Source organism: Roseibium sp. (genome assembly GCF_050301095.1).
Taxonomy (GTDB): domain Bacteria; phylum Pseudomonadota; class Alphaproteobacteria; order Rhizobiales; family Stappiaceae; genus Roseibium.
In genome coordinates, this window is sequence record NZ_JBNKYW010000217.1 from 18594 (window position 1) to 29727 (window position 11134).

Here is an 11134-nt window from a genome sequence, read left to right on the forward strand (position 1 = left end):
TTATCCGGGCAGACCGTCAAATGATGGAACGTGTTCCAGCTCTGCATCCCAGTCGGCCCTGCTGTCCGTGAATATATGGGCAGCAGGCTTAATCTCGACCGGTGTGTTCAGGCTGCCAGCGGGAACCACCAGCAACTTGCCCTCCATCTGAAGGTTGGGGAGCGCCGAGCCGCAATTTCTGCAAAACCCCTTGGCGTGACGGCTTCCAGGCAAGGTAAAGACCTTGACCAGGTCGCCGCCGGAGACCCACTCCAGTTTCGCGGTTGCCGAAAAAAGATTGGCGGCATGGGCTGTGCCCGTGTCTTTCCGGCAATGGGAACAATGACACAGGAAGAAGTGTTCGAAATCACCGTCGATCCTGAACTCGACGGCACCGCATAGGCAGGAGCCGGTGTGGCTGTTCATGGCTGAAAATCCATTATCGTAAAACATGCGGACATGGCACTAGCATTCACGACAATGGTTCGCAAATGTCAGATCGCGGGCCGCATCCGCCGCCTTGCGGAAACCTCAGCCGCAGTATCCACCGGCTTGCGCGCGAGCAGGTAGTCGAGCTGGGACAGCTCCAGCGTGATGCCGTCGATGGTGCGGGTCAGCACACCTTCCAGATAACTGCCGCCCGGAGCCCTGTCCCTGATGTCGATGGCCCGGTCCCGTGCCTTGCGCAGGTAAAGCACCATGGTGCGCACTTCCTCCGCCGTGACATCCGTCGGAGCCGGCGCGTCCTGATGTTTTCTTGCCGAAGACAACGCAGGGGAGGGCTCGAACGTCGGGGATACCATCTGCATCGCTTACCTCAAATGTTCGTGTTTTGTTCTTTTTAGCGCAGCTTCGCGACGGGATCAACCCGCCTTACGTGGAAGGGTGCTTGGTCAGAGATGGAAGAGTGACAGCGGAGGAGGCAAAAAAAGAACCCGCACAAGGACTTGTGCGGGCTCGTGGCCAGTGTTTGGCAGGCTTACGCGGCCCGGACGTTGCGCAGGAAGTCCGCGATGGTCGCCTGCAGGCCGTGCGCCTGCTGCGTCACCGACTGGGAGGCGGTGAGGACGTCAGCCGCGGACGTGCTCGTTTCCTCGGCAGCCTGCGTTACGTCGCCGATGCTGGTGCTCATGTCGTCGGTGCAGCTCGCGGCCTGCTGGACGTTGAGGCTGATCTCGTTGGTTGCATCGCCCTGCTGCGAGATTGCGGCGGCAATGGCGGCCGTGAACTGGTTGACCTCTTCCATCGTGCTGGCGATTTCCTGGATCGAGCCGACGGCATTGCGGGTCGACGACTGGATGCCGGCGATCTGGGTCGAGATTTCCTCGGTGGCCTTGGCGGTCTGGGTGGCCAGTTCCTTCACTTCCGCGGCCACGACCGCAAAGCCCTTGCCGGCTTCGCCCGCGCGGGCCGCCTCGATGGTGGCATTCAGTGCCAGCAGGTTGGTCTGCTCGGCAATCGCCTGGATGAGGCTGACGACTTCGCCGATTTTCTGGGCCGCCGTGTCGAGGCTGCCAACCTTGTCGTTGGAATCGCTGGCCGCGCGGGTGGCACTGTTGACGACGTCCTTGGTCTGCTCGATCTGGCGGCCGATTTCGGAGATCGAAGCCGACAGTTCTTCCGCGGCCGAGGCGACGGTCTGGACGCTGCTCTGTGTGATCTCGGAGGAGCTGGCGACCGAAGACACCTTCATGGACGTGTCCCGGGCAATGGCATCGAGCGAGGAGGCGGTGTGTTCAAGCCGCTCCGTATTGCCGCTGACCTGCTCCAGCACGGTGCGCACATCTGCTTCAAAGGTCTCGATGAGGACCTCGATCTCCTTCTGGCGCTCAAGCTGGTTGTGCTGCGATTGCTCGCTCTCACTCTGCAGGCTGCGGCGCTCGGTTTCGTTTGCGACGAAAATCTCGAGCGCACCTGCCATCTGGCCGATCTCGTCCTTGCGGCCGGTGTAGTCGACCGGCGTCTCGACGTCGCCGTCCGCCAGCTTGCGCATGCGGGCGGTCAGGTTCTGGACGGGACCGGCAATGGTGGCGCCCAGCATCCACATCAGGAAGGTGCCGGCAACCAGAAGTCCGCCCGCCAGCAGCAGGCTCATCTGCAAGGTCGAGTTCGCGCCTGCCAGAAGTTCGCTTTCCGCAACCGCCACGACAACGAACCAGCGCTGCCCGGTTCCGGTCAGCTCAAAGGCCTGGATTGCTTCGGCGATCCCATCCCGGGTCGCGTAAGCTTCGTTGCCCTTCATGGCCTTGATCTTGCCGACGATTGCGGCGTCCGCCGTCTTGCCGAGAAGGCTGCTGTCGGGATGGGAAATCCAGACACCCGCCTCGCTCAACAGGCCGACATACCCGGTCTCATAGGTCTGCCCGGCGCTGACGGCTTCCTGCAGGCCGGTCAGGGACACGTCGATCGTCGCTCCGCCGATCCCGCGTCCCGACGGGTCCAGAATGGGCGAGGAGGCGGTTGCCATGAGAACATCGACACCGTTGACCGGATAGGTGTAGGGCTCGGTGAACGTGTCGTGGCCGAGGTTCTTCGGCTTGTCGTACCAGTCCTCCGAACCGCTGTCGCCGCCGAACATCAGCGGTTCCCAGGCCACCTTGGCGCCATCGCGATAGAAATAGGGAATGAAGCGGCCTTTTTCGTCGGAGAAATTGGCCCCCGCGTTGTCGGCGTCCGCTCCGGCCATGTCTGGTTCCAGAATGACGCCGCCACCGACGAATTTCTCGTTCTGGCTGATCTGGTGTTGCATCACGACGCCATAGGCGTTGCGGTCGGTGACACCGGCCTGCTGCAAGCCTTCCAGGGCATCGGCAGCCGCCCGTGCGGCCAGCTGCGCTTCAGCCAGCGTTTTCCCTGCATCCAGGGCCAGGGCCTCGGCTGTCTTTCGAATCAGGTGCTCGCCGGTTTTCTCCGAGGTCTGATGCGTCATGAGCGTGACGGTAAGAATAAGAGAGAGGAATCCGACCAGAAAAACGCCGCTTGAGGCGAAAAAGATGCGATTTCTTAAAGACATGGAAAGCTCCGAAGGTGGGTCTTGCCGGACTTTAGGTCAAACTCCGTAAAGCAAAGCTTACGAAAACTCTCTGCAAATTTTCTTAGGCGGCAAACCGGTGCGATCCACGCCGGAAATGCCCTTCGGGATTATCTTGATCGGGCCGGGGAATTTGGTTACATCTGTAACTAAAGTATGAGGCCATTCCCTGATCCCGTCTCTGAACCGGGAGGACATCAGGGATCAGAAAGCCGGCAGCGCAGCCTTTGTCACCGGTGAAGCACCTCTTCAGGACGATTGCATTGACTGTCGGGGTTGGCTGGACAAACAATTCGACGGGACACCGGGAGGGAACTGGAAAACAATGAACGACATGAAACTGCAAGGTCTTGAGGACCGTCTGGTCATTCTGGGGTCCAAGGGCGGTCCGGCCATCCGTCCGGGCGGGCCGTCTCCGACGAGTTCGTTGCTGGAAATCGGAGGCCGCCGCTGCATCGTCGATTGCGGCCTGGGCGTGACCCGCGGCCTCATCGAGGCCGGCGTCGTTCTGAAGGATCTGGACCTCGTCTTCATCACGCACATGCATTCCGACCACATCCTTGAACTGGGACCGCTCCTGCACACAGCCTGGACGACGGGCCTTAACAGGCAGGTCAAGGTGTTCGGTCCTCCGGATCTCATGGAATACTGGGACGGTTTCCTCAATTCCATGCGCTACGACATTGACCTCAGGATCGACGACGAGGGCCGCCCGGACCTGCGTGACCTGATCGAAATTCACCTGCTTCAGGAAGGCGAGGTGCCGCTGGGCGACGACGTGGTGAACGTGTCTGCCCTCCGGGTTGATCACCCGCCGGTGGTCGACTGTTTCGCGCTCCGCTTCGATATCGAAGGCTGGTCCGTGGTCTTCTCCGCCGACACCGCCTATTTCCCGCCGCTTGCCGACTTCGCGAAGGATTGCGATCTCCTGGTGCATGAAGCCATGCTGGCGCGGGGCGTGGAGAAGATCGTGGAGATCACCGGTAACGGCGAGCGCCTGCGCGAACATCTTCTGGCCAGCCACACAATGGCGCCGGATGCGGCCCGGGTAGCGGTTTCTGCGGCGGCGAAGAAACTGGTGCTTCACCACCTGATCCCGGCGGATTTGCCGGGCTTTGAAAAAGAAGAGTGGCTGGAGGCAACAAAAGCCTTCACGGGAGAGACAATCGTCAGCCATGATGGCCTGACGATTAAAAGGAGCTGATATTTCATGAAACTGGCAACGCTCAAGGACGGCAGCCGCGACGGCAAGCTTGTCGTCGTCAATGACGCACTGACGTATTGCACCGAGGCAACCCATATCGCACCGACCTTGCAGGCGGCGCTGGACGACTGGGAGCTTGTCGCTCCGAAACTGAAGCTGCTTTCAGAGAGTCTTTCCCACAACGCCGTGCCGACGCTCCGCTTTCACGAGCACGATGCCCTGTCGCCGTTGCCGCGCGCCTACCAGTGGGCGGACGGCTCCGCCTATGTCAATCACGTCGAACTGGTGCGCAAGGCCCGGGGCGCCAAGATGCCGGACAGTTTCTGGACCGATCCGCTCATGTACCAGGGCGGCTCGGATACCTTTCTGGCGCCGCGTGATCCGATCCGGATGAAGGAAGAAGCCTGGGGCATCGACATGGAAGGCGAGATCGCCGTCATCACCGGCGACGTGCCGATGGGCGTCAGCGCGGAAGACGCGCGCGACTACATCCGCCTGGTTCTGCTGGTCAATGACGTCTCCTTGCGCGGCCTGATCCCGGCCGAACTCGGCAAGGGCTTCGGCTTCTTCCAGTCGAAACCTTCCTCGGCCTTCTCGCCGGTTGCCGTCACACCGGACGTCCTCGGCGATGCCTGGAAGGGCGGCAAGCTGCATTTGGCCCTGAACGTCGACCTCAATGGTGCGGCTTTCGGCCGGGCGAATGCGGGTGTCGACATGACCTTCGACTTCGGCCAGCTGATCGCCCATGCCGCCAAGACGCGTCCCCTTGGCGCCGGTACGATCATCGGTTCCGGTACGGTCTCCAACAAGCTTGACGGCGGTCCAGGCAAGCCGGTCTCCGAAGGCGGTGTCGGCTATTCCTGCATCGCCGAGATACGTATGATCGAGACGATCGACTCGGGCGCAGCCAAAACCCCGTTCCTGAAGTTTGGCGACACGGTCCGTATCGAGATGATGGATGGCGAAGGCCACACAATCTTCGGGGCGATCGAGCAGACGGTGGAGAAATACGAGGGGGCGTGACCCCCACCCCTAACCCCTCCCCACAAGGGGGAGGGGGATTTTGCTGCGGTGAGGGCAGACGCGAATACCTAAACGCATGTTGATTGTGCCGCAGCGGTCGCAATTGGAAACCGGACGAGTTCCCCTCCCCCTTGTGGGGAGGGGTTAGGGGTGGGGGTACCACCCTGGCCCAGGGAGACAGAACCATGAGCAAGCAATTCGCATCCGCCGGAGACATGAGCGAAAAAGAGATCTCCTTCACCGAGATCGGCCGGGACCTGTGGGCCTTCACCGCCGAGGGTGATCCGAACTCCGGGGTGATCATCGGCGATGACAGCGTCATGATCATCGAGGCGCAGGCAACCCCGAGGCTCGCCAACAAGGTGATCGAGAAGGTGCGCTCGGTCACCGACAAGCCGATCACGCACCTGGTGCTGACGCATTATCATGCCGTCCGCGTTCTTGGCGCTTCGGCCTATAATGCCCAGACGGTGATCATGAGCGAAAAAGCCCGCTCCATGGTGGCCGAGCGCGGTCAGGAAGACTGGGACAGCGAATTTGCCCGCTTCCCGCGCCTCTTCCAGGGCCATGAAAGCATTCCGGGCCTGACCTGGCCGACAACCACCTTCACCGACCGCATGTCGGTCTATCTCGGCAAACGCCGGGTTGATCTGATGTTCTTGGGGAGAGCCCACACGGCCGGCGACATCGTCATTTATGTGCCGGACGCCAATGTCATGTTCACCGGCGACATCGTCGAATATCACTCGGCCTGTTATTGCGGCGACGGTCACTTCCACGACTGGCCGGGCACGCTGGAACGCATTCGCGGGTTCAATCTTGATGCCATTGCGCCGGGCCGGGGTGATGCGCTGGTGGGCCCGAAGATGGTCAATGCGGCGCTGGACTCGACGAAGGATTTCGTTCGCTCCACTTATCTGCCCGTCGCCCGCGTTGCCCTGCGTGGCGGATCACTGAAGGAATCCTGGGACGCCTGCCGGGCCGAATGCGATCCGAAGTTCTCCGACTACGCGATCTACGAGCACTGCCTGCCCTTCAACGTCGCCCGCGCTTATGACGAAGCCCTCGACATCGACACGCCGCGCATATGGACGGCGGAACGGGATGCGAAGATGTGGGCGGACCTGCAGGGGTAAGCAATGACCACCGCCCTGGACCATTTCCGCCTCATGGCCCGCAACAACGCCTATGCCAACGAACGGCTTCTTGAGGCGTGCTGCCGCCTGAGCCAGGAGGACTTCGAGGCGGAACGGACGAATTTCTTCCCCTCGATCCGCGAAACCCTCAATCACATTCTGGAAGTCGACCGCTATTATCTCGATGCCTTGAAAGAGGAAGGGCAAGGGCTGTCGGTGTTTGAAACGCCGCATCTTGCCACAGCAAGGGAACTCGGTACGGCGCAGGAAAAAACGGACCGGGAACTGATAGGCTTTTGCGACGGATTGTCGGAAGAGGTTCTCGACAGAAGCATCGCGCAGGACCGGGGCCGGAACGGCATTTTCCATGAAACGGTTGCCAACACTTTGCTTCATCTCTTTCAGCACCAGATTCACCATAGAGGCCAAGTCCACGCTATGCTGGCCGGAACCGGTGCCGCTCCGCCGCAACTGGACGAGTTTTATCTCGAATTCGACAGGCACCCGGCCGCCCGCAAATTCTTCTGACACAGGAGCCGGGAGGAGAGCCTGTGACGAAACTGTTTGAAGTACCGCTTTATCCCTACAAGCGCTCGCCGGATCAGGATGCGGAGCGGCCGGTCCGTCATCCGGTGGTCGTCGTCGGGGCGGGGCCGGTCGGGCTGGCGATGGCCATCGATCTTGCCCTGAAGGACATTCCGGTGGTGGTGCTCGACGACAACGACAAGGTCAGCTTCGGTTCGCGCGCCATCTGTTTCTCAAAACGCTCCCTGGAGATTTTCGATCGCCTTGGTTGCGGCGACGAGATGGTCGGCAAGGGTGTCGTCTGGAACGCCGGAAAGGTCTTTTTCGGCGACCGGAAGGTCTATGAATTCAACCTCTTGCCCGAGGAAGGCCACCGGTGTCCGGCCTTCATCAACCTGCAGCAATACTACTGTGAGCTTTACCTGGTGGAGCGGCTCCGGTCCTTGCAGGCCGAGGGCAGGCCGGTTGAAATCCGCGGCGGCAACAAGGTCGCTAACCTGCACCCGGAAGACGACTTCACGATTGTCACCATCGAAACGGTCGAGGGCGCCTACAACATCGAGGCCGACTGGCTGATCGCCTGTGACGGGGCCGGGTCGCCGACCCGCAGGATGCTGGAACTCGATTTCGTCGGCCGCGTCTTTGAAGACAATTTCCTGATCGCGGACGTGGTCATGAAGGCGGAATTTCCGACCGAACGCTGGTTCTGGTTCGACCCGCCCTTCAACAAGGGCCAGTCGGCCCTGCTGCACAAGCAGCCGGACGGCGTCTGGCGGATCGATCTTCAACTCGGGTGGGAGATCGACAAGGAAAGGGAAATGAAGCCGGAGAACGTCATTCCGAGGCTGGAACAGATGCTGGGCGAAGACGTCGACTTCGATCTGGAATGGGTTTCCATCTACACGTTCCAGTGCTGCCGGATGGAAAAGTTCCGCCACGGCCGGGTGATCTTTGCCGGCGACAGCGCCCACCAGGTGTCGCCCTTTGGCGCGCGCGGAGCGAATTCCGGCTTCCAGGACATCGACAATCTCGGCTGGAAACTGAAACTGGTGCTGGATGGCAAGGCGCCGGACACCCTGCTGGATACTTACGTCTACGAGCGGGAAATGGCCGCTGATGAAAACATCCTTCAAAGCAGCCGTTCGACCGATTTCATCACGCCGAAATCGGAGATGAGCCGCATCTTCCGCGATGCTGTTCTGGACCTGTCAGAACATTATGAATTTGCCCGGCCGCTTGTGAATTCCGGCCGCCTGTCGGTTCCCTGCATATATGACGGCTCGCCGCTGAACGGGCCGGACGCAAAAGGCTTGCCTGCGCGCACACGGCCGGGAAGCCCCGCGGTCGATGCGCCCGTCGGCAACGCCTGGCTGCTCGACAAGCTCGGCGGAGACTTTCTGCTGCTTGGTCTTGGGACTAGCGTTCACGGCAAGTCCGAATTGCACGGCGTCCACCTGAAGGAGATCAGCCTGCCGGCAGGTGCGATCGGCGCGGAGCTGAGGCAGCGTTATCTCGGGGAGGCCGAACAGGCCGTCTACCTGATCCGGCCGGACCAGCATGTGGTGGCCCGGTGGGCAGAACTTGACTGGGACGAGGTTTCAAGGGCGCTGGCCCGAGTGATCGGCAAGGGAGAGTGAAGCGATGCCGAAATTTGTCACCAACCCCAATCTGTCGGAACCGGACGGTTTCTATGCCGACCTGCTGGCTGCCCATGAAGGGCTCAGCAAGGACGAAAGCGTTGCCTACAATGCGCGGCTGATCCTTCTGATGGCCAACCAGATCGGCGACAGGGATCTCCTGCGCGAATTGCTGCGGGCGGCAAGAAAAAAGGACTGACATCACCGGCCCCCCATCCATGAACGCGGGAAAAGGCCGCGATCATGACTGTGCGAGTATCCCGGCGGCTTCCGTGCGACGGCCGGATGGCGGATGAAACGGCCGATGCGTGGCGATTTTATTTAATTCGGGCAAAAATATTTCCATCCGCAGCGATTGATATCTATTTGCGAGCAAAGAACAAAATCCGGCTTATTTATTTTTGCTATAAAATTCAATGACTTCAAGGCGGTGTCTTCACCAATTCTTCACCGGGCGGATCCATGACTTAAGGAAAGCATGGGGGAAACATGTCCAGGTTACTCACACCGTTAAAGAATGCGCGCTTCTCGGCAAAGGTCGGCGGCGGGTTCGTGACAATGGTCCTGATCGCCGCGGCGGTGGGCGCCGTCGGGACGATGGCCATTCTCGGTTTGCGGTCGCAATCCGGCATCAGCGCGAAAGCCACCGCGGCCATGGCGGATCTCCAGCAGGTGGCGCAGGCGCAGGAAGCTTATCTCTCCGGCCGCAGCCCGGATCTTGCCGAGGCTGCCCGCGAGCGGATCGACCGGCTCGAGACGACACTGGTTTCCCTCGATGAAGTCTCTGGCAGCAGCGCCGGACATGAAGCGACTGCCGAAGCGATTTCTCTCGTCAGCCGATTGAGCGGTGAGTTCGACAGCGTGGTTACTGCAGTCGACAACAGGCAGGAACAGGTCGGCAAGCTGCTGAAGTCGGCGGTCGGACTGGAAACCCTGGCCGCGCAGATCAGCGACCGGATGAGCAAGATCCAGCGCGATGCCGGTGGAGCTGCCAAGAAGGCTTCCGGCACACGCAACCGGGCCGACAAGCTCGGCCGCCTGCTGGCGGATATGGAAGACACGGCCGCCGAACTTGGCGAAGTCATTGCAAGTGCCGGAAACGGCGGTGATTTGCCTGCGGAAACCGCAGGGGCCGTCGTTGAGGGGGCCGGTAACTTGTCCAAATGGGCCAAGAAGGCGACCAAGCTGAAGGTCGAAGGCGTCGACCCCGCCAGGGTCAAGAGCCTCGCCGAACTGGCTGCTGGCCTGACCGAAGCCTTGCCGAAGCAGGACGGGGCGGAAGCCGTCCCTGTTGCTTCCACGGTTGCTGCTGACCTCGAAACCGGATTGTCGGCCCTGCACGATCAGGCGTCCATCCTGCGCAAGACCGTCTATGGCGCGGCGGATGACGCCAAGAAGATTGCGGGCAAGGCCTCGTCCCAGCTCGGTATTGTCGATCTGGTGAACGTCAATGTGACCAAGTTCCTGCGGGCGTCGCTGGAAATCCGTTCGGTGACCATGGAATTCTTCGCCGACTTCGGGTCGATGGGCGCGAAGGATGTCGTCACGCGTGTCGGCATCCTGCAGAACCTGGCCAACACTCTGAAAGCCGACAGCGCCGCTTTCCCGGAAATCACCGATGCGGTGGCCGCCATCGAACAGGAAGTCGCCACCTACGAGGCCGAATTTGCCGGTATGGTAACGGCCAAGGAGGCTTTCGAGGCCACGCGTGCGGACCTCGTGGCGACGGCGGGCAAGGTGCGCAGCGTGATCACCGCGCTGACGGAGGCGCAGTCGGACAGCGCCTATGCCCGGGCCGATACGGCACTCGGCCTGATCGCCGCCGCGCTTGTCGCCGCCATCGTCGCCGGCGGCCTGCTGGCTTTTGTCCTGTCGCTGGTCATCACCAGGCCGACGCGCGCCCTGACCGAAGCCATGGGGCGGCTCGCTGAAGGCGATACGGATGTCGTGATCCCCTCGACCGACCAGGGGGATGAAATCGGCGACATGAGCCGCACGGTGCAGGTCTTCCAGGAAAACGCACGTGAACGTTTGCGCCTGGAAGGTGAAGCCGACGCCCACCGGCAAGCCCAGAACGCCCGCCAGCAGGAGATCGAAGGCCTGATCGCGGCGTTCCGGGAGGAAATTCAGGATCTGGTAAGCGCGCTTGATGAGACGGCAGCGGGCATGTCCGGCACCGCGTCTGCGCTCGGCGGGATTGCCGAAGACAGCGCCCGGCAGGCGGGCGACACCTCGCGGGTCAGCGAGGACGCCAGCCTCAGCGTGGAGAATGTCGCCGGTGCCGCGGAAGAACTCTCTGCCTCCATTGCCGAAATCAGCCAGCAGGTCGGCCGATCGTCGGACATCGTCACCTCGGCGACCGAGGCCGTGCACGAAACCAACGGCAAGGTCCATGGGTTGGCGGAAGCTGCCTCCAAGATCGGCGAGGTGGTCAGCCTTATTCAGGCGATTGCCGAGCAGACCAACCTGCTCGCGCTGAACGCCACCATCGAGGCGGCCCGCGCAGGCGAAGCCGGCAAGGGCTTTGCGGTCGTGGCCGCGGAAGTGAAGGAACTGGCCACCCAGACCGCCAAGGCCACCGAGGAAATCTCGACCCAGA

Annotated in this window: 10 protein-coding genes; 7 read left to right on the forward strand and 3 right to left on the reverse strand. The window is 61.5% G+C overall.

Annotation, left to right across the window (positions count from 1 at the left end):
• The 3 genes from ACQY7U_RS19225 to ACQY7U_RS19235 all read right to left on the reverse strand — a co-directional run bounded on the left by ACQY7U_RS19225 (nucleotide 1) and on the right by ACQY7U_RS19235 (nucleotide 2992).
• The gene (locus ACQY7U_RS19225; protein WP_428647930.1) at nucleotides 1–405 is read right to left on the reverse strand and encodes a GFA family protein; all 405 of its coding nucleotides are present in this window, start codon (nucleotides 403–405) and stop codon (nucleotides 1–3) included.
• Between the two features lie 68 nt (nucleotides 406–473).
• A complete protein-coding gene (locus ACQY7U_RS19230) occupies nucleotides 474–788 on the reverse strand; it encodes a hypothetical protein (protein WP_428647932.1) in 315 nt (104 codons plus the stop codon).
• Nucleotides 789–958: 170 nt separating this feature from the next.
• Entirely contained in the window at nucleotides 959–2992 is a 2034-nt protein-coding gene (locus tag ACQY7U_RS19235; RefSeq protein WP_428647934.1) for a methyl-accepting chemotaxis protein, read from the reverse strand.
• A 352-nt stretch (nucleotides 2993–3344) separates the two neighbouring features.
• On the opposite strand from ACQY7U_RS19235, the gene ACQY7U_RS19240 reads away from it, so the two are divergent.
• The 7 genes from ACQY7U_RS19240 to ACQY7U_RS19270 all read left to right on the forward strand — a co-directional run.
• Nucleotides 3345–4214, forward strand: coding sequence for an MBL fold metallo-hydrolase (locus ACQY7U_RS19240; RefSeq protein WP_428647952.1), 870 nt, complete (start codon nucleotides 3345–3347; stop codon nucleotides 4212–4214).
• Nucleotides 4215–4220: 6 nt separating this feature from the next.
• The gene (locus ACQY7U_RS19245; protein WP_428647937.1) at nucleotides 4221–5237 is read left to right on the forward strand and encodes a fumarylacetoacetate hydrolase family protein; all 1017 of its coding nucleotides are present in this window, start codon (nucleotides 4221–4223) and stop codon (nucleotides 5235–5237) included.
• 185 nt (nucleotides 5238–5422) lie between these two features.
• Nucleotides 5423–6373, forward strand: a complete 951-nt coding sequence (locus ACQY7U_RS19250; RefSeq protein ID WP_428647939.1) for an MBL fold metallo-hydrolase — start codon at nucleotides 5423–5425, stop codon at nucleotides 6371–6373.
• A 3-nt stretch (nucleotides 6374–6376) separates the two neighbouring features.
• A complete protein-coding gene (locus ACQY7U_RS19255) occupies nucleotides 6377–6901 on the forward strand; it encodes a DinB family protein (protein WP_428647942.1) in 525 nt (174 codons plus the stop codon).
• 23 nt (nucleotides 6902–6924) lie between these two features.
• Nucleotides 6925–8535, forward strand: a complete 1611-nt coding sequence (locus tag ACQY7U_RS19260; RefSeq protein WP_428647944.1) for an FAD-dependent oxidoreductase — start codon at nucleotides 6925–6927, stop codon at nucleotides 8533–8535.
• 4 nt (nucleotides 8536–8539) lie between these two features.
• Entirely contained in the window at nucleotides 8540–8734 is a 195-nt protein-coding gene (locus ACQY7U_RS19265; RefSeq protein ID WP_428647947.1) for a DUF2783 domain-containing protein, read from the forward strand.
• A gap of 290 nt (nucleotides 8735–9024) precedes the next feature.
• Nucleotides 9025–11134, forward strand: a 2110-nt coding sequence (locus tag ACQY7U_RS19270; protein WP_428647949.1) for a methyl-accepting chemotaxis protein, incomplete at its 3' end; no start/stop codon positions are given.